This is a genomic window from Candidatus Aegiribacteria sp. (genome assembly GCA_021108005.1).
GTDB lineage: Bacteria > Fermentibacterota > Fermentibacteria > Fermentibacterales > JCC-6 > Aegiribacteria.
The window spans coordinates 1-24,967 of record JAIORS010000192.1; the positions used below are offsets into that span (position 1 = coordinate 1).

19 protein-coding genes and 1 pseudogene are annotated in these 24,967 nt (G+C 48.4%); 13 read left to right on the forward strand and 7 right to left on the reverse strand.

Annotated elements, in window-relative coordinates; all coding sequences use genetic code 11:
- Window positions 1-176: 176 nt before the first annotated feature.
- From K8S15_12255 to K8S15_12295, 9 genes and pseudogenes are all read left to right on the forward strand, one after another.
- Entirely contained in the window at window positions 177-917 is a 741-nt protein-coding gene (locus tag K8S15_12255; protein ID MCD4776808.1) for a hypothetical protein, read from the forward strand.
- Window positions 918-1,005: 88 nt separating this feature from the next.
- Window positions 1,006-1,356: pseudogene (locus K8S15_12260) on the forward strand (HAD-IA family hydrolase).
- 202 nt (window positions 1,357-1,558) lie between these two features.
- Entirely contained in the window at window positions 1,559-2,740 is a 1,182-nt protein-coding gene (locus K8S15_12265; protein MCD4776809.1) for a hypothetical protein, read from the forward strand.
- Between the two features lie 12 nt (window positions 2,741-2,752).
- Window positions 2,753-3,487, forward strand: a complete 735-nt coding sequence (locus K8S15_12270) for a SagB/ThcOx family dehydrogenase (GenBank protein ID MCD4776810.1) — start codon at window positions 2,753-2,755, stop codon at window positions 3,485-3,487.
- 5 nt (window positions 3,488-3,492) lie between these two features.
- Window positions 3,493-5,724, forward strand: a complete 2,232-nt coding sequence (locus K8S15_12275; protein ID MCD4776811.1) for a C39 family peptidase — start codon at window positions 3,493-3,495, stop codon at window positions 5,722-5,724.
- A 90-nt stretch (window positions 5,725-5,814) separates the two neighbouring features.
- Window positions 5,815-6,663: a hypothetical protein gene (locus K8S15_12280; GenBank protein ID MCD4776812.1), complete on the forward strand. Its 849-nt coding sequence runs from the start codon at window positions 5,815-5,817 to the stop codon at window positions 6,661-6,663.
- On the forward strand, window positions 6,660-8,039 hold the full coding sequence (locus K8S15_12285; protein ID MCD4776813.1) for an MATE family efflux transporter: 1,380 nt from the start codon (window positions 6,660-6,662) through the stop codon (window positions 8,037-8,039). Before K8S15_12280 ends, K8S15_12285 begins: the two co-directional genes overlap by 4 nt.
- An 87-nt stretch (window positions 8,040-8,126) precedes the next feature.
- Complete coding sequence (locus K8S15_12290; protein ID MCD4776814.1) at window positions 8,127-9,686, forward strand: T9SS type A sorting domain-containing protein; 1,560 nt, start codon at window positions 8,127-8,129, stop codon at window positions 9,684-9,686.
- Window positions 9,687-10,346: 660 nt separating this feature from the next.
- Complete coding sequence (locus K8S15_12295; GenBank protein ID MCD4776815.1) at window positions 10,347-11,459, forward strand: glycosyltransferase family 4 protein; 1,113 nt, start codon at window positions 10,347-10,349, stop codon at window positions 11,457-11,459.
- Here the strand turns inward: K8S15_12295 and K8S15_12300 are convergent.
- The 4 genes from K8S15_12300 to K8S15_12315 all read right to left on the reverse strand — a co-directional run bounded on the left by K8S15_12300 (window position 11,450) and on the right by K8S15_12315 (window position 16,607).
- On the reverse strand, window positions 11,450-12,739 hold the full coding sequence (locus tag K8S15_12300) for a hypothetical protein (GenBank protein ID MCD4776816.1): 1,290 nt from the start codon (window positions 12,737-12,739) through the stop codon (window positions 11,450-11,452). The genes K8S15_12295 and K8S15_12300 overlap by 10 nt on opposite strands.
- Window positions 12,740-12,951: 212 nt before the next feature.
- On the reverse strand, window positions 12,952-14,187 hold the full coding sequence (locus tag K8S15_12305; GenBank protein ID MCD4776817.1) for an oligosaccharide flippase family protein: 1,236 nt from the start codon (window positions 14,185-14,187) through the stop codon (window positions 12,952-12,954).
- A 157-nt stretch (window positions 14,188-14,344) separates the two neighbouring features.
- Window positions 14,345-15,310 (reverse strand): glycosyltransferase family 2 protein, encoded by a 966-nt coding sequence (locus K8S15_12310; protein MCD4776818.1) that lies wholly within the window; start codon window positions 15,308-15,310, stop codon window positions 14,345-14,347.
- A 100-nt stretch (window positions 15,311-15,410) separates the two neighbouring features.
- Window positions 15,411-16,607 carry a glycosyltransferase family 4 protein gene (locus tag K8S15_12315; GenBank protein MCD4776819.1) on the reverse strand — a complete coding sequence of 399 codons (1,197 nt, stop codon included), beginning with the start codon at window positions 16,605-16,607 and terminating at the stop codon, window positions 15,411-15,413.
- Window positions 16,608-16,954: 347 nt separating this feature from the next.
- On the opposite strand from K8S15_12315, the gene K8S15_12320 reads away from it, so the two are divergent.
- The 3 genes from K8S15_12320 to K8S15_12330 are packed head-to-tail and all read left to right on the forward strand — an operon-like array spanning window position 16,955 to window position 21,034.
- Entirely contained in the window at window positions 16,955-18,208 is a 1,254-nt protein-coding gene (locus K8S15_12320) for a glycosyltransferase family 2 protein (GenBank protein ID MCD4776820.1), read from the forward strand.
- Window positions 18,189-18,977, forward strand: coding sequence for a hypothetical protein (locus K8S15_12325; protein MCD4776821.1), 789 nt, complete (start codon window positions 18,189-18,191; stop codon window positions 18,975-18,977). Before K8S15_12320 ends, K8S15_12325 begins: the two co-directional genes overlap by 20 nt.
- Window positions 18,911-21,034 (forward strand): hypothetical protein, encoded by a 2,124-nt coding sequence (locus K8S15_12330; protein MCD4776822.1) that lies wholly within the window; start codon window positions 18,911-18,913, stop codon window positions 21,032-21,034. The genes K8S15_12325 and K8S15_12330 overlap by 67 nt, the downstream gene beginning before the upstream one ends.
- A 9-nt stretch (window positions 21,035-21,043) precedes the next feature.
- Here the strand turns inward: K8S15_12330 and K8S15_12335 are convergent, their stop codons facing one another.
- Complete coding sequence (locus K8S15_12335) at window positions 21,044-21,508, reverse strand: thioredoxin family protein (GenBank protein MCD4776823.1); 465 nt, start codon at window positions 21,506-21,508, stop codon at window positions 21,044-21,046.
- Window positions 21,509-21,600: 92 nt separating this feature from the next.
- Between K8S15_12335 and K8S15_12340 the strand changes: the two genes are divergently transcribed.
- Entirely contained in the window at window positions 21,601-22,026 is a 426-nt protein-coding gene (locus tag K8S15_12340; GenBank protein MCD4776824.1) for an NUDIX hydrolase, read from the forward strand.
- Window positions 22,027-22,039: 13 nt separating this feature from the next.
- Here K8S15_12340 and K8S15_12345 read toward each other — a convergent pair whose 3' ends face one another.
- Both K8S15_12345 and K8S15_12350 read right to left on the reverse strand, forming a co-directional pair.
- Window positions 22,040-22,978: a hypothetical protein gene (locus tag K8S15_12345; GenBank protein ID MCD4776825.1), complete on the reverse strand. Its 939-nt coding sequence runs from the start codon at window positions 22,976-22,978 to the stop codon at window positions 22,040-22,042.
- Between the two features lie 85 nt (window positions 22,979-23,063).
- The gene (locus K8S15_12350; GenBank protein MCD4776826.1) at window positions 23,064-24,956 is read right to left on the reverse strand and encodes an OmpA family protein; all 1,893 of its coding nucleotides are present in this window, start codon (window positions 24,954-24,956) and stop codon (window positions 23,064-23,066) included.
- Window positions 24,957-24,967: the final 11 nt, after the last annotated feature.

The window sequence follows — 24,967 nt, forward strand, 5'->3', positions numbered from 1 at the left end:
GGACGCTGGCCTCTCACGCCGGAAACCGGGGTTCGATTCCCCGTGGGAGCGCCATTGACTTCAAAACAATGGGGCTTAAGATATAATTCAAACCACTGGAAATAAATAATTAAAGTCGGTATTGTTTATTGCTGTTTTGTGTTCGTGTTTCAGTGCTAATTCCGGAGGAGATTGTGATGAAAAGTGTTCTTGTAGCTATTCTTGTCCTTCCAATCATGCTTACAGCCGGTGATGTCACCGTTCTGTCCAGTTTCAACAGTCCTGATCCGGCTACGAACGGGCTTGCCTGGGATGGAACAAACCTCTGGCTTCTTGGTGGATTATACGATGGTTTTTATGAGATCAATACCTCAGGAACAGTATTGAGCCAGTTCAAGCCGAGTGAACCCGTCGGTTTAAGCGCACTTGGTGCTACTTTCAATGGAGCAAATCTGTGGGGAATGTTCATTCTGAATACAGGAGAACCAGGAGAAGTATTTGAATACACAACTTCAGGTGTGTTTATTTCTACTTTTATTTGTCCCGGAACAAACAACATGGGGCTGACCTGGGACGGAACTAACCTTTGGATGTCATGTCGAGGTAATAATACTATCTACCAGATGAGTACAGGCGGTTCGGTTCTGAATTCTTTTACTGTTCCGTATGGGGAACCTGAAGATATGGCGTATGATGGTTCAAATCTTTATTTCGCTACCGCAGGTGACGCGTCTATTGTTGAAGTAACAACTACTGGTACGATTGTCGATACTTATGATCTGAGTGGTATATCAGGCAGTTTCCGCGCTGTAGCTCTAGTGTTTGATGGAAACAACTTCTGGGTATCAGATCAGATAACTGATATCATTTATGAAGTGGAATTGACGCCTCTATCTTTGGAGCAGTACACATTCGGGCGTATCAAGACTTTGTTTTAAGTTAGAGTTCATGGTCATGATAAACTAGCTCAGGATGATCCCCAAAGCTGAGCATGTCCAGTATTCAGAGTAAAGGTCAACCAAAGGAAAACTTGTCATAATTGCAAATGCCTATGACCCAGAAATGCAAATGAAAAGGATCGAAGCTTCCGGGTTATTCGATTTCTTTAATGAGATCCTTATCGCAGGAGAAGAGGTTTATTCTAAGCCCGATCCTCAAGCATTTTATCTGGTGAGCAAAAGGCTTGATCTTGAACCCGCTGAATGCATCTTCATCGGCGATTCCCCGGAATCTGATATTCCTGTGTTATCATTTCTTCCCGCAGAGATGATGTCTAAATATCTTCCTTTCTGGTTATGCAGAGCGTTTATCCCGCAGAGCGATTTGGCATTTAAGCTCTGCAATCACCGCTCTCTCCATGACTCCTGCGGCAAGTAGCCTACAACGCTGAGGACAGTGGTTGTATGAAAGTGATTCCTTTCTTCGAGTACGATAAACCTTGCTTTATCAAAAATATTTATAACAGAATTGTGTATAGAGCTTTTTCTGTGTAGTTTATCGTTGTTACATATTTGAGTGGGCTTGACATATTACAAGAAAGTATCGACTATATAGCGAACGAAGAGAGGAGGACAAACGCATGTTTCCATCTGAAAAAGCTTCTTCCTTTAATACTGTCCCTCTTCTTGTTATCGCTCTTACTATCGTCATTACGGAACTTCCCGTATTTTCAGGCCCTCCGGAAATTATCTGGGAAAGAAATCTGTTAACCGAATTCAACAGCCGATTCTGGGGAGTTAACTGTACAGATGACGGCGGAGCTATCTGCGTAGGAGAATTGGCATCTGAAGATGAGGAGATAACTTCCCTTCTCCTGGCGAAATATACATCTCAGGGTCTTCTCCAGTGGAAAACAGTTACCGGCTTGAGCCTGGGCTCAGCAGGTTACGATGTTCTACAGGTACCCGGAGGATACATAGTATGCGGAAGTATCTTCTCCGGAACCAATTACGACGGGTTACTGGCGAAGTTCGATTATTTCGGTAACATCGTCTGGCGGAGCCATCTCGAAAATCCGAACGATGACGTTCTATACGATGTAGTCATGGTGGGAGACAGCTGTTATGCCGCTACGGGGTATACCAAATCCACCGGTGCCGGGCAGAAAGACGCCTGGCTTGTTCTTTATGATTTCAATGGTAATCTTCTTTGGTCCAGGGCTTTCGGAACATCAGGTTCTGAAATAGCTTATTCCGTAACTACTCTGAGGGATGGCGGCTTTGCCCTGGTCGGAGGATGCGAGGGCAATTTCTACATCGTTATCACCGATGAAAATGGGATTGGAAGAAGCGCAAGAACCTACGATAACGGAGGCCATGAGATTGCCAGAGCCCTGATAGAATCCATCGAAGGCGGGTTTTTTCTTGTAGGATCAACAATGGAGAATAACAGCTACCAGTCTGACATATGGCTCGTAAGGACGAATTCATCCGGGGAGGAGACCTGGACCCTCGAAATTGAGGGAAGCAATATAGACACCGCATGGGATGTTGTTGAACCGGAAACCGGAGGGTTCATCATTCTCGGAAACACCATGTCTTCAGGCAGCGGTAAGTACGATGCTGTGCTTTACAGAATTGATCCCTGGCAGAACGTCATCTGGGAGATACACGCAGGCGACAGTCTTTGGAACACAGGCAGCGGCCTTTCAATAAATTCTGAGGGAAACCTGTTCTTCGCCGGGAAAACTGAATCTGCTGAAAGCGGGTTATTTTCATCCTGGCTGGTACATACCAGTCCTGAGGACCTTCTGAACTGGTAGAAGGGACAAATCATGTCCGGCAAAGATTTCCTGAAAGCCAACTGGAACCTCCTGGAGAACTTCAAAAGCGATCAGGCAAAAGGGGCTGAACATCCCCGTGTTCAGAAACCGGTGGATGACAGTACTCCTGTCACAACCCTTCCCGAGGCAGAATCGGGAATTTTTCCTGATGCAGCTCTCAGGAAAGTTATTAATTCAAGGCGGAGCGTAAGGGAATTCACCGATGCTCCCGTCAGCCTCGAGGAACTCTCATGGCTCCTCTGGTCTACACAGGGTGTTCAGAAGGTACTGAAAAGCGGGATAGCAACCTTGAGAACCGTCCCCTCAGGGGGCGCTCGTCATCCATTTGAGACGTATCTTCTTGTAAATAACGTTACAGGCCTTGAACCGGGACTGTACAGGTACCTTCCGCTTGATCATTCCATTGCCCATCTTGGAGAACAGATACCTCAGGGTAAGGTAATCAGCGGATGCCTGGGCCAGGCTTTCTGCGGTAAATGCGCCGTTACGTTCGTCTGGTCAGTTATCCCTTACAGAACCGAGTGGAGATACGGTCCCGTTTCACATAAAATAATAGCCATCGACGCCGGACATCTCTGCCAGAACCTGTATCTTGCCTGCACAGCTGCCGGTCTTGGCACCTGTGGCATAGGAGCCTACGATCAGAAAGCAATGGATTTCCTGCTTGGATTCGATGGCGATGACGAATATGTGATATATATCGCTCCCGTGGGACGAAGGAAGTGATTTCCTTGTACACGGTAATCATTGCTGTTGCCCTCGCTGTTCTTCCGGACCCGGCTGCTGTTTTCATAGCCATTCAAGATACTCCGGATGGACTGTTTTTCACAGATGGCCGGAGTACCGGACTTCACCTTGCCAGCAGCGAAGGAGAGCTTGAAACTCTCTCCCTTCAACCTGGAGCAGGGCGTAATGTTATCTTTACAGATGAAGGAATTCTATTCAAGGAATGTCCTGCGGGAGAACTGCAAAGAGTGATCTGTGTGACTGACGGGGGCAAGAGAACTGTAATCTTTTCGGGAGAATATTTCAGTGGGCCTTTCCGCTGTACTCCCAGCACATTTCTGATCGCTGAAAGAGACAGGATCTTCGAATACGATTACCAGGGTGAAGAACTGACCAGCTGGTCCATAAGAGGCTTCCCCGCATGGGTTACCTGTTCGAAAGGATCTCTCTTCTACACCGGCGAAGGCGGCGGCCTTGAGATGGTCGATATCCTGTCAGGTAGCCTTTCGAAAGTATCAGACTGCAGGGAAACAACCTTTTCAAGTATTACCGCTGGAGCCGGGGACTTGCTTCTGGCTGGAAAATCCCCCTTCGGATTCATCGTTCTTGACCCTTCGGGCAACGTAATCCTTGAAAACTCGGAAGTTTACTTCCCTTCATTGACCGATGAGGGAACCATTCTGTGTTCGTACCTGGAATTCGAGGGAATGGAGCCTGTGGCAGGAAGGGTCTGCTGTATCAATCCACGTACCGGTGCTGAACATATCCTTGTTTCTGAAGGCGTACCGCTGTATCCCCTGCAGCTCAGTAGCGGAGAAATCGTATGGACCGATTCCGATGATGGTGAACTTCATGGAATTGACACACCCACTTTACCGGATCTAGAAATGGATTCCGGTACAGACGATCCTGACGCTCATTTCGATGTTCCATATATGCACCAGAGATGGGACACTCCCGTCTGGTTCAACGGAAGCTGGTCATGCGGTCCTACCTCATGCATGATGGCAGTTCAGTACTACATGATGCTTACTCCCGATTCCATATGGGTTTCTTATCCCTCCCCCGGTCACTGGAGCCTGTGGGGCAACTACATTCCCGTAGAATACACCTTCCTTGGCTATACATACGATGAACTGGGTCCGAACCCCGATAATGTCTACGTTCCCGGTGCTCACGGGTTCATCTGCCCCGATGGAGGAGCCCGGTGGAACAACATGGTTGATTTTCTGAATCAGCACGAAGTAAGCTCCGCATGGGCGGGTACTTCGTGGTCAACCCTTACAGACCAGATAAACAGCAACTACCCTGTGGTCTGTTCTAGCAATGTTCTGGGTTACGGTCATATTATCCTTCTCAACGGGTATTACTCCAATCACACTATTGTGGTGAACGATCCCTTCGGAGACGCGAATGAAAGCGGCTGGGGCAATTACTACAATGGAAAAGATGTCCTTTACGACTGGCCGGGTTACAATAATGGACATGTGCAGATAGGGGTAAGTCAGCTCTTCTACGCCCAGTCACAGATACCTTCTGAACAGGACACTCTTGTGGATGACTGCAGCAGGGGTTTCTACAAGTACGCCAACTGCCGTTACTGGCACCTGACTGGAAGCGGCTACAACGGCAACGCATGGTGGACGTATTCAACAGGAGCCCTCCCCGACACCTGCATCGCTGAATGGCATCCGGTTCTGCCAACCGAAGGTAATTACGACGTATCCGTTTACATTCCCTCTAACTACGCTTCCGCAACCGGGATGTACAAGCTGCAGACTTCATCGGTTATTGAAGAAATCAGCCTTGACCAGGGATTGTACAGTGGAGAATGGGTTGCTCTGGGTACTTTCAGTCTCAATTACGATTCTTACCTCAGGCTTGGCGACTACACGGGAACCGGCGGCCAGTACATCGCATTCGACGCTGCCCTTTTCAGCCCTTCCGGAACGGGAATCAGCGGGGATGGATCAACTGTCCAGACTGATGAAATCCGCTTATGGCCGAACCCCTGCGGAGAACTCGCCTCGATACTTCTGCCATACGGCAACGAAGGCGTTTCGATCGAGGTGTACGATACTGTGGGAAGACTTGTTTCGAATATCTCGTCCGGTGAGTTCACGGAAATTATGCAGCTGGATGTCTCGTCCCTCTCAGCAGGGCTTTACCTGCTTCGAGTCAACGTGAATGGAACAGACGGTTCAGTATTTACCAGACTTCTCTCGGTCTGCAGATAATCCGGAAGGTGTAATCTGCTCTATCTTGCCCTGGCGGTAGTCTGCAGCACTTCAATCGCTCTGATATTCAAGGTAAGTGAAACCAGGAACATGAACCGTTACGCGGTAACAAGCTTCAATTACCTTGTCGCGTCACTGATATCCCTCTTCTTCGTACTGATGGATGATTTTCCTCAAGAATATTTTACCCAGGCTCTGAGCAGTTTTTCGGCTGAATTCCTCACTGCAATGAACGGAGGAACGTTCAGTCCCGCCGGAAGCGCCGGCTGGGCTCTGATCACCGGCCTTCCTTCGGGCGTTCTATATTTTTTGGGGTTCATCTACCTCCAGAAAGCTGTAAGAGAGAGCGGAGTAAGCCTTGCCGGAAGTTTTTCAAAAATGGGAGTTCTTGTCCCCATGGTTCTTGCCGTTTTTCTATGGAATGAACTGCCAACGGAAATACAATGGGGCGGGATATTTCTTGCAATGGTTTCCATTCTGCTTGCGAATTTTGATTTCACTCATCCAGGCGGGATAATGGCGGGTTTTCAACCTGTATTGCTGATACTTTTTCTTATTGTCGGATTGTCGGAATTCAGCAACAAAGTTTATCAGAGGTATGGAGTTCTGGAAATGAAGAGCCTTTTTCTGTTCTTCATTTTCACCACCGCGCTTTTCATAAGCGGCTGGAAGACATTCAAACAGAGAGAGGGGATTCATGTCTCCCATTTTCTCACAGGTGTCGCGGTAGGCATACCCAATTACTTCGCTTCATTCTTCCTTATTCTGTCCCTCTCCAGGTTGAAAACGGCGGTTGTATTCCCCATTTACAGCGCTGCTACAATCGTATTGATAAGCATCGCGGGCTGGCTGTTCTTCAAAGAAAAACTTAAAACAAGGGAAAGGATCGCAGTAGTCCTTACTGTAACAGCCCTCGTACTGGTGAACATTCAGCCGTGAAAAAGAACGTACTATCCGCAGCGGATCGAACCCGTCTTCTGGGAACCCAGAGCATTGGCAGGCTTCTGATAAGGCTTTCGGGTCCCGCTATAACAGGCATGCTGGTCCAATCCATGTACAATCTTGTGGACACCATCTTTGTGGGCAAGGGAGTAGGAACCCTGGCGCTTGCGGCTCTTGCTGTCTGTTTACCCATCCAGATTTTTCTGCTCGCGGTTAGTAAGACAGTAGGAATAGGAGCGGCATCCATAATATCCAGGTTGCTGGGAGCAGGCAACGAAGAAGAAGCCGGAAGAATTGCAGGCGGCTCATTCGTTCTGGTAGCTTTTCTCGGGCTTGGCATCTCTCTCTGCGGCCTGATTTTTCTTGATCCTGTACTTAAATTGTTCGGTGCCAGCAGCCGGATTCTCCCATACGCCAGGGATTACCTCTCCATAATATTTATCGGTGGCACTTTCTTCTCTGTAACCGTCTGTTCCAACAATATCGCAAGATCAGAGGGCAACGCCAGGGTAGCTATGATAAGTATGCTCGTTGGTGCGGGAACAAACATTATTCTGGATCCAATCTTCATCTTCGCCCTGAATATGGGAATACGGGGCGCAGCAATCGCGACAGTTACAGGCCAGTTTTTCGCGTTCGTCTGGATTACAAGGTATTTCTTTACAGGCAGGAGCCATCTGAAATTCGACTGGAAGCATCTTATTCCCAAACTCCATCAGTCCCTGAAGATAATGCAGATAGGCTCGTCTTCCTTCGCGAGGATAGCAGGAGGAAGTCTCATGGCTATCGTGGTAAACAACACAATCATGCATTACGGTCATGAAATGCACCTTGCTGTACTCGGTGTGACAAACAGGATGCTGATTTTCGCCCTCATGCCACTTTTTGGGCTGGTCCAGGGGCTGCAGCCTGTTGTCGGATATAACTATGGGGCAGGGTACTTCGAACGGGTGAAAAAAGCTCTGAAGTACGCACTTATTTCAGCAACTGTTCTTACAGGAGCCTACTGGCTTCTTTTTCAACTGGCCCCCCGTTTCATGCTGGGCCTGTTCAGCAACGATGAGAACCTTATCTCCTCCGGAGCGGGAATACTTAGAATACTTGTTCTCATGATGCCTGTTGTGGGTTTTCAGGTGATAGCGGCAGGAACCTTTCAGTCCCTTGGTAAAGCCGGTATAGCATTCATTCTTTCCATATCACGACAGATCCTCTTCCTTATTCCACTGGCGCTGCTTCTACCCCTTGCAATATCGCCTCCCCTTACAGGAGTCTGGGCAGCATTCCCGTCAGCGGATTTTCTGGCTGCCTGCGTGACCGCCATCTTCTTCATCCGGGTAATGCGGAATATGCGAGAATCTGCTTTATTAGTATAATCCGTATTGTTGACTGAATTCCCATGCGGCAGTAAAATAGTTCAATAGAATAGCATAAGATGTATTTTCACCAACTATGGAGGCATAATGAAAACAAGTTTCACCATTCTCATTCTTCTCACGGCTCTAGCCACAGCCAACGCTGTCGTAGATGCCAATTCGGCTGCGAATCTGGTATACACCGACATTCTTGAAGAAAACATCACCGGCAGGTCTATAATGGTGCTCGACAGGATGGTCACTGAAGGTTCAATCGTTGAAGCATGGAACGATGAAGTAACAGTTCCCATTGATGGTTACCTTGTTCTTATAGACGACATGGCATATGCCAACTGGGAACATCCTTGCCGATGGGTGTTCGTCGGTCTGAATGGTGAAATGGAAATCATCAGGATGACCTCTCCGCCAAACGAGCTGGAATCCATGACCGTAAGCCATTCATGCCTTCCGCAGATTGACGGAAAAGGCCAGTACGAAGATTTCATCAACTGGTTTATACCAAATGTACAATCAACATCGGTAAACGCCGGGCATATGTACGCGCTTATCATTTCGGGCGGAGCAAGCAGCGGTTCAAATCACATTCGCTACTATGGCGATGTTCAGTTTATATACAATGTTCTCGCCCACGATTACCTTCTTCAGGATGATCATATCGTTGTCTGCTTCGCCGACGGGACGAACCCGGCTCCTGACCAGTCGGGCGGGCTGAATTCCAACCCCGATTTCGATGACGATGGTGATACGGATATCAACTACGATGCCACCTCGACCGGTGTGAGCAGCGGTTTCAGTGATATTACAGCAATGGTTGGTGCAGACGACCATTTACTTATTTTCACGACCGATCATGGCGGCCCTGGAAAACTCTCTAACTCACCGCCTGAAGTCTACTTGAACCTCTGGTCTTCACAACAGCTCAATGATGACACTTACCAGACATATCTCGAAGGAATTGTTTTCGAGTCATGCCACGTGGTCATGGAACAGTGCTACTCCGGCGGCTTTCTTGGGGAATCCATTGCAGGAACCACTGGCGATCCCAGTTCTTTCGCGTCTGCAGCCAACGCATACGAGTCAAGCTGGGCGGGAGCAACCTATCCTGAATACGATGAGTACGTTTATTACTGGACCGGCGCTATGCATGGTTCAACTCCTCCCGCTACCAGTGTTCCCGGCGGAGCTCTTCCGGGCAATCCTGACGTGAACGGAGATGGAAAGGTTTCTTTCTGGGAAGCCTTCGACAGGGCAAAAGCCTGGGATACTTATGCTGTTAGCGGGCAGGAACACCCCCAGTGGGACGATGACCCGGATTCCTGCGGTGACATGTATTACCTCGGAGGACTGATCAGCACTAACATCGGTGACTATGAATACTCTGTTTCTCCATCAACCGGCAATCTCACCATTACCGGCAACCCTGTTTCTTCAGTATCTACAGTGATGTTTAACCTCGGCAGCCCCGGAGTAGTTGAGATTTCCGTATACGACATGAGCGGCCATGTAGTTGACAACCTGCTCAGCGATCAACTCGCAGCGGGTCATCATTCGGTAAACTGGAGTACCGGCAGGCTCGCGGCCGGAGTGTACATCGTAAGGTTAAAAGCAGGCGATGTCATAGAGAGCACGCGAGCCGTCAAGTTCTAACCACATTCTTCCTGAGAAATGAAACGGGGGGAGAAATCCCCCCGCTTTTTTACTGCAATAATATCATACAGTAAAAATCAATAGTAGAACGATTTCATTTACCGCAGCACTGTCACTTTTTAAGTCAGCCTGACTGAAACATCAACTTTTCCAAATACGGTTTCCTGAAATTCCCACCAAAGCATTGCTGTTATATCAAACTGATTTGGATGCTCTGCTTCATCCGGAGCAAAATAGATTCCGTTGTCTGGGAGAACAAGACTGCAAATTCCAGGCTTCTGCAGGTGAGACATTTGAGGTGTTGGTATTTTTCAGCGGCAGAAGTCGGGTGAATTTGACGTTTTTCAGCATCAGGTTATACATTAAATACTTTGTCAGATGGGAATGGCAGAAGTTCCGCCAGATGGAGGGGTTATTATGAAGTGCTTATCCGTTGCTTATCTTATTGTAATGTTGTTATTTGCCACTTCAGTAATTGCCCAGCAATGGACAGCGCCGAGATGGAATCCTTCAATGGTCGCTTCAAAACAGTAAACCGTTCTCTGTTCCGTAAAGCTGGCAGTCTTGAAGAATTAACAGAGATCGTGAATGAGAGAATGAAATATTACATCGAGGAAAGGATGTGTACAGCTTTTGAGTGAACCTAAGATCGGAAGGACAATGAACACTAAGCGGAACGGATCGCACCCTTCAGTATTCATGCCTGGTTACGTCAGTCTATCGGAGAACGCGGATCTGCAAAGGATCACAGGCGGTATACTCTATGACTACATGATAGGAAAGCGCTTTGAGACAGAGGGGTGGACAGTAAAGTATTTCGACATGGAATCGCTGCCGGGCTTCGCGAAGAAATTCAAATATCCAGCTACTCCTCGCCTCCGAAGGGCGTCTTGCGGCTACGACATCCTCGTAACAGATCTGGGCAGCAGCACTCTGACCATGGGACTCCTGGAGGAATTCAGGAACAGCGGGAAACTGTCCGTAATGATCTGCCATCATTTCCGGCAGCATCTGGAAAAAACTCCGATCAGGAGACTGCTCTATAGGATTTCCGAGGAACGGGTTGTCAGGACTGCCAACCTCCTGGTGGCCAACAGTTCCCATACTTTCAGGAAACTGGAAGCCATGGGAAGGGACTCGGATGATATCGTTCTAGCCCGGCCCGGTCTGAGCGTTCCGGTCGTGGAATCCCCTTCTATCAGGCGAGAGCCCACGAAGATATTGACAGTTTGCGGAATAGAACCAAGGAAGGGCGTGCTGGAGATGGTGAAGGCCCTGAAGGAATCCGGTCTGGAAGGTGCCAATCTGACAGTGGCCGGGGAATTGCACGATGATTCGGAGTACTTGGGAACCGTGAGGAAAGAGGTCTCGGACCTGGGACTCAATTCAAGGGTACGGTTCACCGGAAAACTTGATCATATGAGCCTGCTGCAGGAATACAGGAGCGCGGATGTCTTCATGATGTTGTCCTATTGGGAGGGGTATGGCATGGCTATCGCTGAGGCGATGGCTTTCGGTCTTCCAGTCATCTCTACAACAGCGGGAGCGATACCCGATCTTGTGGACAACGGAATTACAGGTCTGCTGGTGGAGCCGGGAGACTGGAAAAAGGCCTCCATGTATCTGAGGGATCTGTTCATGGATGATTCACTCCGCAGGAGGCTTTCTCAGGCGGCATTAGAAACTGCCTCCGGATTTCCGTCCTGGGACTCGACTACGAAAAGCGTTTTTGAAACCGTTCAAGAAAGGCTGAAGAGAAAGGGTCAGCTGTAGGCGATTCGTTCCAGAAAATTCGCCAGCGCCTTTACCCCCGCTTCCATGTCCATTTCTCCTGTCAAATCCTCCGGGTTATTCAGGATTCTTTGTTTCCCGTTCTCGATGTCTTCGTACGCCTTCTCAAGAGCAGAGCATACGCTTTCAGGTGAATGATCCGCGTTATAACTCACACCGAGTCTCTCCAGTAGATTCTTCATATCACCATCGGGAGCAACTGACAGGATAGGTCTCCTGGCGACCAGGTATTCCACTGTCTTGGCAGGGTTCTTCAGTTCGTTCCCCGGCTGTGGTGGCAGCAGAAGCAGGAGCAGATGCGTGTTCGACTGCCATTCTGAAACCTCCAGGAACGGAACAATACCAGTGATCTCCACATTTTCACCCAGCTGCAGCTCCTCCGGCAAGTCGGAGTATTTACCGAGGTCCCCCACAATTCGAAGCACGACCCTTCTGTCGGGATGCCTGTCAAGAAACATGCGCATGCCCCTCAGGAAGTACTCGGGACTCTGGTTGCCCATGAAAAACCCGGTATAAGTGATGATAAGTCCATTTTCCAGAGGTATTTGAGGTGAGTCCTTCCACAACCTGTCCAGCTCTCCTCTGGTGAGTCCGTTCCAGAGAGTTGCGACTGGAGGGCAGGATGTTCCATAGGCAACCCTGAAGTAGTCCGAGGAACCGCAGGTTGTCGTCACCAGACCGTCAGCGTTCCTGACAACCATGCTTTCCATTGTTTTTGACCAGAATCGTCGGGAGGGAGGGAGTTCGTTCCAGTTGATGAGACCATCCCTTGCCCAGAGATCCCCGAAGAGAGCCACCCATTTCCGACCTGTGATAAGCGAGGATATCAATCCGGCTATATGCACTGAGTGCGGCGGCCCGAGTGTAACAATCAGCTCGGCGTCGGATCGAAGTATCTCGCGTACGGAAGCGGTCACTGCGAGGGGTAGCCATGTGATGTATCTGTCCGGCTGAAGGAGTATGGTCAGAACAAAACTGCGCAGCAGTTGCCTGAGGCTGGATCTGCCGCGGGATTCAGCAGTCAATGCAGATGGACCGGTCCTGGAACGATTTCTTTTCCTACCGCTTCTTACGATGCGCACTCCGGGATCAACGAGTTCTTCAAGTGAGGGATCCAGCGGCAGGTCACCAGAAGGATGAGGTGTTATAACGATCGGGGTCCATCCATTCCTCACAAGAAGAGCGGTGATCCTTAGATTCATTGGAGCGGAACCCGTGGATACAGGGGGAAAAGTGCGTGCAAGGTAGATGAGTCTTCTCATGTCTCTTCTCCGGGATGATCGGATATCCAGGCCTCTTTAAGATCGATTGTACTATCATACTATCAAATCTGCACCAGGGTACATCACCTCGATGATATCGGTTTACCGATAACTCATGCAACTCCGTTTCCAGCACATCAGCCTTGTAGAGAAGCTGTCTTCAAATGGTTTGAAAAAATCGAACAGGGATGACTGTACTGGTTATAATGATGTTATTGCGCACCCTTTTTGATGTAACGTATCGAAATCGTAGCCATCCAGGCAGAGCCGAGTATCACGGCAGCAGCGGTAGCGATAGCGGCGCCGAATCCGCCGTATCTGGGTATGAGATAGATGTTCAGGCTTACATTGACGATAGACGATATGATAACACTGAACAGGGCGTACTGTGGTTTGCCAACGGCGGATGATGCGGTTGAAAAAAAGCTGCCCAGGGGTCTCACAATCGATAGGGCGCCAAGGACAAGCAGGACATTCCAGCTTCCGGTGTATTTCCCGCTGAAAACGAAATCAAGTAACTGGCGGGGAAAGAAAACTGACAGGAGAACAGCAGGAAATATGAGTATCTCCGCCAGCAGGATAGTACTCCATACCCGTGACAGAACCTCCTTCTTCCTGCCCTGACTCCACATTTTCGAAACGTATGGAAGGAGAATCATATTGGCTGCCGCGATTACCACCTGGATCAGGCCGGAAAGGGATCTTGAGGCGCTATAAGCCGCAACATCATTCGGAGCTATCTTACCCAGCATCAATATATCGGTTCTGGTATAGATGAAGTTGGCCGTAGCCCCGCCCAGGAAGATAGCTGAAAAACTCATTACGCTACCAATCCGGTTCATTCTGACACCGGCGGAGGGGAAGAAAAGATGTCTGGCGATCCAGGCGCTCACAAAGAAGGCAACTATGTTAGCTATTATCATGGCCGTGAATATCTGGTGTGCGGTCTCAAGTGTGTTGTTGAGGAGCAGAAAGCCGATGATCCCGCTTTTCACCACGAAATTAACAATATCAATGATCATTACGTCCTTGGTGCGATGTCTTGTGAGCAGAAGTAGCCTTGGCAGCCCGTTCAGCGTCCCGGTGACCACCACCCCGGCAAGAAGCACGGGAATACCCGATAGATCAAGGGGTTCATAGAATGAGCCAATAATCCCGCCGCCCGCAATGAGAAGGAAAGCCGATAGGATCGCGAAACACAGGGCCATCAGAATACCGGAATTGGCCAACTGTTTTTCCCTGAGTCCATCGCCCTCTGAAGCAAGTTTCAGTATTGCCTGCTGAATGAATCCTCCCCCCAGGAGGACTCCGAACATCTCCAGGCTCTTTGCAACTGCATATATCGCGTATGCCTCCGGGGGGAGTGACCTGATTATGAAGATGGTCACTACACCCCAGATAGCCAGGGTCCCTCGGCTGACCAGGGCTGGAAGCCCAATCTTGATCATATTGATCCGATTATCACGCAGATACTTGAAGTGATTCATATCATCAGGGGGCGGGATTCATTCCCGGGTACGATTACGGGGAGGTAACGAGAACTGCGGTTTTTCCTGCCCGTGATCATCGACTCGGTGGCGTTATCCTGATTATCCCGTGACGTGTTCATATCTGATGGCTGTCGGTCCTGCATGATATTCCTCGACGCCTGCGGTGCTCTTTGAGCGCCAGAATGAAAAGCTGCGGGTGGCATACAACTCGACCCAGGAGGCCCGGCAACAGAACCGGATCTGGACGGTAGTTTGAACACCTGCCCGTACTCGCAAGAAACCTGAAGTAGAGGGCGTTTCGGAAAATATTCGCTATCCGCTTTTTTGGAAGGTTTTCTCTCCTGGACCACCTGAACAGTATATCCCACAAACACATCCTGGTACGGTTGATTCTATATGTTGATAGAGATCTGTTACCGGCATGTACCTCTCTCACGGCAACCGGCTCTGTAAGTCGACCAGGCACCAGTTTTGCGTAATGGGCCAGCTGAATGATCATGGCGGTATCCTGGTGCAGCCTTAATCCATTTATGAACGGGTCTTCCTTCCAGAAGGACGACTTTCTAACAACAAGACCATCCAAAGTGAAATTGCCCATGTTATACTCTATCAGCGCATCGAACAGGTTTTCGGGAGGTATTCTCTGGAACATCGTGGTGAGTTCCCCATCCCCCTTTTCAGACCACTTCCTGCGGGAGTCATCATCCTGACAATGAACTCCTATGGCCTCATAGACCCCGTCAATTCCCGTATCTGACTCAAGCAGCTCCTGAGCTGTGCTGAAACGTCCGGGAAGGAAGTAATCGTCGGCATCCAGAAAAGCCACGAATGGGGCTCCGGACATCTGGATGCCCAGGTTCCGTGAAGAGCCTGCTCCGTGATTGCAGCCATCCCTGTGTCTGAACAGTTCCACCAGTGGGTATTCACTCGCAAGTTGACTGCAGATAGCAAGACTTTCATCGGTTGAGCCGTCCTCAACCAGGACAACCTGCGCGGTCTGTTCCTGCGCAAGTGCCGATTCCACGGCCCTGCGGACGAATTCAGCCGCGTTGTAAACAGGTGTTACGACACTGACTTTCACGGGTTGCTCCATAAGCCGATACTGATCCTATCAGGCCTGGCATTCATTCCCGTCAGTAACCTTTCAGTTTGCATGGAGTGCTGATATAACATCCAATGGATCAGCCACGAAGATATTTGTCGATACCCCGCAGGAATATCTGCGAAAGATGACTCCACTGAAAATCATTCAGCACACGTTCTCTTCCTGTTCTACCGTATGCCGAAGCTAAATCCCTGTCTTTCAGCAACCGCTCCATTGCTTCAGCCAGGGCAACCGTATCAGGGATATCTACCAGCAAACCGGTTTCTTCATGCTCAATCGCGTCACACACACCCCCATTGTTCCCCCCGATCACCGCTTTCCCATAATAATTCGCTTCCAGGAACACGATGCCGAATCCCTCAATGTCTTCTTCAACCGGTCTGTTTGGCATTACATAGAACTCGCACTTCTGAAACAGAGCATGTTTTTCCCGTTCTGAGATTCGTCCAAGCATTCTTATTCGGTCTTTATTCCGTGAATTCTCCACCGTAACCTCGACTTCTCTGCGGTCATCACCATCACCCGCTACGACAAGATCAACTTCCGGCCAGTCCTCCGCTATCCTGTCAAAAGCCTCTACAGCAAGATCAAACCCTTTTCTGTGAACCAGTCGACCCATAGCAAGGATGAATCTGTCCTCCAGACCGATTCCTTGAATTGTACTGGCGGCCAGTTCCTCCGGGATGGTCTCCATCTTTTCGGGAGTTACCCCCGGATTCAGCACCAGTACCGGAGTATCTTCCCCTGCAAGGATACGGACCAGATCAGCTACAAAGTGGCTGTCTGCATACACTAATGCCGCTTTGGCAAAATCACTTTTCCTTGCAGTTTCCATTTTGCTTGAGACCGGCATGACTATTTCCAGGCCGAAAGCGATGATGATGTACTGAATTCCCATATCAACGCAAGCCTGAAACCACGGGTGGGAAGACTCGGTCCAGCGGGGAAAGAGTATTGCATCAGGGTTATCCTCCTCAACAGTCTTCTTCACCAGATTGAAATCCTCTTTTCGCCTGTATCTCAACCATCTGAGGGTGTTAAGTTTCCGTACAGGCGCAAATCCATCACCGAAGTGATCTCCAAGTCTACGGGTGCTTACAGAGAAGTGATGAACCGGATATGGAAGGAGGTGATCTTCTTCCGGTGAACCAGGTGCCGTTGTTTTGAGATTCCATTGTATTTCATTGACTGTGCTGGACATGAGGCCGTTAAGATAATCAGCAATGCCTCCAATATTGGGAACCGAATCCGTTGCCAGAACCGATATTCTCATAACGCCTTTCCTGACTGAAACCCGATGAAGCACTGTTGCCAGAACATAAGAAAACTGGATTTATCCGCAATTCGGAAACATGGTACTTACAGACGCGTTGAAGCAGACCTGAAATATAGCAAATGAAATGCAGATGATACCGCTACTTTTTGTAATAATTGCAGAACTGGATATTTCACAATTATCTTACATGGGGGTTCTGCCTATCCTGCTCAAAGCGAAAGTGTATCCCGCAGAGCGGTTATAGCGGTTGTCAGTCATTGTTGCATTGACTGGAAAGAACTATATGTTGTATCGTTTTTTAATGCAGGGAATTCTGGAAAGTCGATTACCGGGAAGGTAACAGGTTGAATAAAAAAATAACGGTTGTTATCGTTACATGGAATTCATCAGCGCTGCTGCCCAAACTGACAGAAACACTGAATGCGCTTGAACCGTTATGTGATATCGTAATTTCAGATAACTCTTCAACAGATGAAACGTGTGAAATCCTGAGGAAAACTCTCCCCCGGGTTACCGTTTTGAACAATCGGGAAAACGGCGGGTTCGGTTACGGTAATAACAGGGCTTTTGAGGTATGCAGAACTCCATATATCCTTCTTCTGAATACAGATGCCAGAATATCCGTCTCCGCAGTTGAAAAACTGCTCGGTATTCTGGAGAAGAATGAGGGTGTGGCAGCCATACAGCCATTGATACGACTATGGCAATGGCCTCTTGTAACTCTCAGCGCTGGAGCTGCCATGACAGAGTACGGCAGGGGGTATGATTTTGATTTTATGCACTTTAAACCATTTCCGCCTGAGAGGACCGTTGAAGTTCCCGCTGTAACCGCCGCTGTATCCCTTTTCAGGAGGGAAGCGCTTCAGAAGGCAGGTGGTTTTGATGAAAGTGTATTTATGTATTACGAGGACACTGATCTATGTATGAGACTCAGAGGAGGCGGTTACACTTTTCTTCTCGCGCAGTCCATAGAAGCGGAACATATGATGGGCTTTTCAAGCAGCAGAGTAATTGCCGACAGGTGGGAGCTTGAGTCTTCTGCCTATCTTGCAAGGAAGTATCTTGGTGGTGAGATGTGTCAGCTTCCCGCATACTGGAAAAAAATGGAATGGAAAATAAGACTGTCTCTTCTGCTTAAGCGAAAACCCTGGTTCTGGCGAATTTCAGCGGTGTATAAAGCAGAAAAGCTTCCAGTGAAACATATAAATCTGCCTGAATCAGTTCTGCAGGACATAACTGCCCCAAGACCAATGCGTATGCCCCTGAAACGTCCTGTTGATAACGCTCACGCTCATTCTACAGACAACGATGTAACCCTGCGTCCCGGGTGGCTTGATGGAAGAATTGATGATTGCGGTTTCGGCTGCATACAGGTACCTTCAAGGATCGGTTCTCTTACATTCACGGCCCGGCCCTGTAACATTTCAGGTTCACTCGCGCTCTGGTCTGTGAACGGTGTTATTATTCGTAGATTTCTACGTGTTTCTGAAAACACGGGTTTCACAGCGGCTATCGATGAAGGAACAACTCACCTGTACCTTGTTCCCGACAGAAGAAAACAGAAGGTAGAAATAGACAATGTCAGCTATACGTCCTGAAAGATTATTATCGATGGGGTTTGCGTCAGCAGCCCTTTTTCTTCTGAGAGGGATTTCCGGATTCACGGTATCGTGGGCTCTGCTTTTCATAGGCATCTCGATGATAGAAAAACAAAACAGGATTACCTTCGTTTCCATCATCGCAGCGGGAATCTCGCTGGTAACAGGAGACGCGAACGCAGCAGCAGCCCTGGTTTTGACGGGAGCTTTGTTTGGAATTGCCGGTTCGGATTTCTTGCTTTCAAGAATCGCATTCTTCATTTCCTTCTCCCTTATTCTAATTGAAGGCTCTATAACAGGATTACTTCCCCTTTTCATTGTGAGTTTTCCCGCTTTGCTTTTCAAATGCGAGAAACGGAGGTTTCTTGCTCTTGCGGGAGGATTTATCACAGGTCTTCTTGTTTGCGGTCTTCCCATGGCTTCAACTTACGGAATACTGGTAAATGATGAGATCCTTTCTGAAGACACCATCGTCTGGCCGAACCCCGTTTCCGTGAATCTAAACCATCCAGTCGTAATGTTTGAAGCAGAAAACATGGATAATGCTGATCTGTTTATTGAAATATCTGCTGGAGGGGTGAGAGACTCTTCGGCACTGGGAGTAATCGAAACCGGAGGGCAAACCCAACCGATACTACCTGGAAGCAATGTTTTCATATTACGAGAAGCCGCTTCTCCCGCTGTTGTTAAGCTTACTCGAAAATGGCAGCCATTCAACCATCCGGTAATATGGATTCAGGAAGCCTGGACGGTGTCGCAATCACAATAAAATCACTTCTTAATGAGAGATCCGGAGCGCTTTTCCATATTGCGGCAGCGATATCAATATTTATTGTCTGGCGCCTTCTTGGTATCCCGGCACCTGGTTCTCTTGGGAGGATAATTCCTCTCTCGTGGTTTATCACCGGTTTGGTTTTCGGAAAGGGCAGGACATCAGGATTATCCTCTCTGCTTCTCTCCGTATTCCTGGCACTTTCCATGTTGTGGGCTGTCAGCCATGTAATTGAGGTTCTGGCTGTCTCTTTCGGACTATTGGGAATATTCCCGGGATTACTTGCAGTATCCAGAAAAAAGGCAGGTCTTCTTCGATCAATGGTTCCCTTAATTCCACTCATAGTCCTTATACCTTTCGGAGGTGATGAACCGCACTATGCAACGATAACAGAAGATTTCGTCTCACCCGGAGCGGGTGAATTCGGGAATATGCACCATCAAACGGGTGATCCATCCGAAAGAATTTCGCATCATCAGATATTCTATCCGTTACTGATGATTCCGGGATATCCTTTTTCTGTTGCGGGTGTTAGGGGAATGAACCTGCTTTTTACGCTCATTGCGGTTCTGATTCTATCCTGGATTTTCAGAAAGAACGGATTGAAAAACTGGAAATACCTTTCCGTGCTCGGTATTCTGATGATTCCAGGAAGTTCAATTCTCGGAATGGTGTTTCCAGGATGGGTTGCTTTACTCTTTTTCCTCTTTGGTGTCCGGATGGCAGAATCACGACAACGTACATTCTGGATTCTATGCGTTTCCTTCATTCTTGTCATGATAAAAATCAGATTTGTAGGTTTGTCCGCCGGACTGCTTATTGCTCTTATTGTCAGTACTGAAGGAAAGAAGAAAATCATGTTTCCCGCCGCGATCGCCGGTCTTGTTATTCTTGGCCTTCTTGCAGATCTGATTGTACTGGATGGTCATATATTCTGGGTGAGATACGGAAATATCGCATTCCTTAAAACGGTTATTATTCAACCCGTGTACAGGTTTCCGGAAATCCTGCTGGCAGCATGTTCATCTTTTGTAGATATCGAATCAGGCATTCTCTGGAAAGCGCCCTGGATTATTGCGGGACTTGCCGGACTGCCTCTTCTGAGAAAAAACTTTCCTGATCTGTTTCTGTGGCTTGGTCTGCCGGCGATTCTTTACTTGTTCACTCTCGTTTTCTGGTCAACAAACGCATGGGCTGGAATGCCTGCTCCCTCTGGAAGGATGCTGCTTCCGCTAATGCCGGTATTGCTTGCTTCTCTGGGGTGCATGCTCAAGGACAGGAGGGTAGATTTCCTTATTTGGATGTCCCTTGGAATATCAGCGATATACTTCGTGTATCCAGTACTTAGATTTAACCGTGCTGATGGGACCGATGCTCTTGTCAGCTTGCTGGGCGGACAGTACAGTAATGTTTCCGAATGGATTCCCAATGCAGTCAGATTCAATCTGTCCATCTTCGCCGGATGGCTTGCTCTTACAGGATTATCAGTATGGCTACTGATTAAAAGAACCAGGCATTCAGCAATTATTCTCGGGATTCCATTACTTCTTGTGGCGTTTGTCTCCGGTCAGAACAGAATTGCATGGGAAGCAGAGGATATTCCGTCGGAGTTTCGAACATATTGTTCGATTTACCCGGAAAGTATCAATATAGAGGACAGACTACTCTGGCTTTTCTCCAGGGAGAAGATGCTGCTTATGTCGAATCCGGAAGATGCGGTTGTTCTGCCAATACCAGATAACCATGATGACACAATAAGAGTATTTATTGCTTTGAGGTCACTGCAGTCGGGTCCGATGCCGGGAATAGAACTTTCATATGGTAATTTCCGTGATTCTATATACGCATCGTCCGGAATAATGGAAATACCTGAATGGATCGGTTCTGAAAAAAGTAAAGAGCTTGAGCATTCTCCGGAGAACCTTGAAGAAATCCTTGTTCAATTTTCCTTTATCGCTGATACAACTGATACTATTCGTTTATCTCCTCTCTCTGTCGGTGATGAATACGGAGAAAAACATGGTATTTATCTTGACAGGATCGAGTTCAGATAAAAACGCGAATTAGATTTGCCGGTAAACGTCTTCCAGGGCTCTGATATATTCAGCTATTGTAGAAGTGGTGCCTACTATCCGGTCTATCTCCGATCCATCTGCCTTTGCTATCACAACACACGGTATTGCTGAAACATTGTATTGCTGCGCATACGGGGCTACATCAGGATTGTCCACATCCAGCCTGAGAAGAACGAAATTGGAAAGGATAGGATACATTTCATCACTGGTGAAATACTGTTCACCGAGGGTTACACAGGGACCGCACCAGTCTGCGTACATGTCGATAAGAAGAGGTCTGCCCGATGATTCCGCTTCGGCACTGGCTGCATCGAAATCGTCAACAAACCAAATGAGTTCTCCTGACGCATCCTGCTGCTGGCCGTTACCGTTTTGCGGAGGTGTGCTATCGGAATCACCGCACGCTCCGGTTATTAATCCCGCAATTATCAGTATTATCATGTACTTCTTCATTTTTGTCCTTTCAAAAGGTGTTCTCATTCGATCCGGTTCGTATATATACGTTGCATAAACTATTTGTTCCAAACGTAACAATCGGAGATGCCATGAGACCAGTAACACCGCTTTTGACCGTTGACGCTATAATAGAATTTCCAGACAGGAATATAGTCCTTGTTGAAAGAAAGTACCCTCCTATGGGGTGGGCTATCCCCGGAGGTTTTGTCGATCCGGGGGAAAGCCTGGCGCATGCGGTTCGGAGGGAGGCCCTTGAGGAGACCTCTCTCAATATCGAGGTTATAAGCATCTTCCATGTCTATTCAAAACCCTGGCGGGACCCCAGGGGAGATACCGTGAGTGTGGTTTATTACTGCAGAGCGGACGGAGAGCCGGTCGGCGGGGATGACGCCGCAAAGGCGGCGGTATTCTCACCTTTTGACCTTCCTGATGATATCGCCTTTGATCACAGCGTGATACTGCATCAATTCCTTGAATGGAAAAGGACCGGCATCAAACCATCCGTAGAGGAGTAGGCTGGCTTTTTTTCTATTCTTCCGTCGAATACACAGTCGGTTTCGTTTTCAATTCTCTCGCCTGGTTGCCCGCGGTGGCAGACGCAATCTGCTGCCCCATCTGGCTGTTCATGGGATATACGATTACCATGGCGCTTTCTTCCTTTGAGATATCAAGCAGAGCCTGTATCTGCCTTAATTCCATGGCATTGGGCTGATTAGCCAGCAACCTTGAAGCCTTTTCCAGAGATACGGCTACAACTTGCTCCGCCTCAGCCTGTATCTTCTTCGCTGCGGCTGACCGCTCCGCACGGGCAATAACCGCAAGTTCCTCGATCAATGAACTTGGTGTTCCCACATCGGTAATACGAACTGCTCTGACATTCACACCGTAATCAACGGCCGCTGTGTCGATGATCTTTTTCAGATCGGATGCGATACGCTCGGTTTCGCTGAGAAGTGGCCGGAGGTCGTTCCCGCCGATTGTACTCTTCAGGGCTTCCATGGATGCCCATTCAGTGGTCTTCCAGTAGTTCTGAACTGCGATTGCGGCTTTCTCCGGATCCTCTACTTCAAGTTCAACTGCCGCTGTAACATCGATGGGAATATTGTCCTTTGTCAGCGTCTTCGTCGCTTTGACCTCATAGGTGGTTATTCGAACATCTATCGTCCTGGCACAGGAATAAATAAAGGGAGGCACCACGATAAGACCAGGCCCCCTTGCTCCGACTGATTTCCCCAATCTCAAAAGCACTATTCTCTGCCATTCGGGAATAATGAAAAACATTTTCGCGAAAACGTTGGAGATCCACAGCAAAGCAATCGTCTTTACGGCCATCCAGATGAACATTGAATCCAGCTGGGTCTTCCATCCTGCAAGATCCGGCCACACCAGCAGAAGCCAGAGCGGCAAAAGAATGAGCAATCGTATGAAATTTCTAATGAAGTTCTGGACCGGATTTCTACTTAACATGATTCCCCTCCCGATTGAGCAGTGTTTTTATAACTTTTCGCTTTTATACTATCAGCGGGAAAATGTTTTGTCAATTCATAATGACCTAAAGAATTCTGAACTCTATCCTGCGGTTCTGCGCCTTGCCCTGCCGGGTTGAGTTGGAAGCTACCGGTTGAGATTCTCCCATTCCCATTGTAGATAGCCTGTAATCTGCTATTCCGCTCCGGATAAGGTAATTCATCACGCTCTGAGCCCTTCTTTGGCTCAGGCCCTGGTTGAAGGATGAACTGCCGTCCGAATCTGTGTATCCAACTATCTGAACGCAGACTTCTGAATCGTACGAAAGAAGCTCCACCATTTCATCAAGCACAGAATAGGAAGAAGTCTGGATGCTGGAGCTGCCGCTTTCGAAGTAGATATTGGAAAAACTCAGTATTTCACCACTTTCAAGACCAGGATTCAGGGAGAAATCCACAGTTGTTGTCTGCCCTGCCGTCACTGAAACCGTTCTTATTCCATCGAGAAAACCGTCAGCAGATGTTCGGAGAGCCCATGCTCCCCCGGGAAGGCTCAGGCTGAATGTGCCGGAAGCTGAGGAAACAGTTGAAATATTGATACCCTCAACCAGGACCTCTGCTGCTACCGGAAGCCCTGTATTGCTGTCCGATACAGTACCTATGACGCTTCCCTCTGAAGAAGAGGATGAAAGTTGAAAATCTCTGGCCACGGTCTGACCTTCGGATACTATCAGAGTGGCCGATGACGGAACGTATCCATCTGCCTCCACCCTTACCACTAAAGTTCCTGTGGTTACCGGTGCGCTGAAAAACCCGGTTATTGAATCCGATATCGTGGGGGATATCGGGTTGCCCGGAAAGGAAACAAGACCTGACAATGAATGACCGGTCTCCGAGTCAACTACCGTTCCAACTACAGATCCTATACCGGTATCGTTGTCTCCTGTAAATCTGCTGAAATGGGTATCGAATCCCAGAGCCATCATCACTCCCCAGTCACCGGGAATCCCTTCAGGTACGGGGAGATTCCCTGTACTGTGGGGATCGCTCTCTTCCCTGTCATAATCGGTAAGCCCGAGTTCACCAACTACATCAAGGTACGCTCCGGATTCATCAAATATCCTGATTCCTCCTGAGAATCTTGAGGGAGCAGAGTAACCGGTATAGCCTTTTCTGGAAGTAAAACTTTTAATGGAATACTCTACGAACAGTGTAGCCAGAGGGGAATTCAACCCCAACCCAATACCAAAATCCACGGCTCCGTCACTCTGATTCACAACTCCAAGAATTGAATCCGCGTATTCCTGCCTGTAGCGCGAATAACCCAGGTTGATATTTCCCTCGAACATGCCGTATTCCGATGAGGCCAGAGCAAGAAATCCCCATGAACCCTTCCCGGTGGATAGAAAAGGCCTTCGCACCTGAATACGGAGGTCACCTGTATTCCAGTAGCCGTCCGCGTCTCCAACCGTATCGGGGCTTGCTGAACTCAATGGGAAACCAAGCCATAGAAGACCTCCCGCGGTTATCCACTGGTTGACCTCCCTTCCGTACTTCACCGACGCTCTTACGTCACCCGGCCCCCAGATGATATCCATAATCCCTACATAATCCCTGCGAATAAAAACCTGATCGTACTGGTACGCGTTTACAAGGTAGCTCATTGTCAGAGCCAGTTCAATATCATCCGTTATAGCCAGTCCAAATTCGGCCATTCCATCAAGATAGTGCTCTCTATCCTCAACGCATATCATCGTGTCCACCCCTGCGGGTTCATCTATGAAACGCAGAGAATCCTTTACAAGAGCTTGCTGATAAAGGGCCGACATAAAGAACGAATAGCTTCCAGCCGAGGGTGTATAAGCAGAAACGGTTCTGTAGAACCCTCTGATTCCGAATATAGATGGAAAGGACATTAAAGGGGTGGAAGATAGAAAAAGAATAATTGAAAGAATGCGCAATGCTGAAGCTTTTCGCATTATCTGTCTCT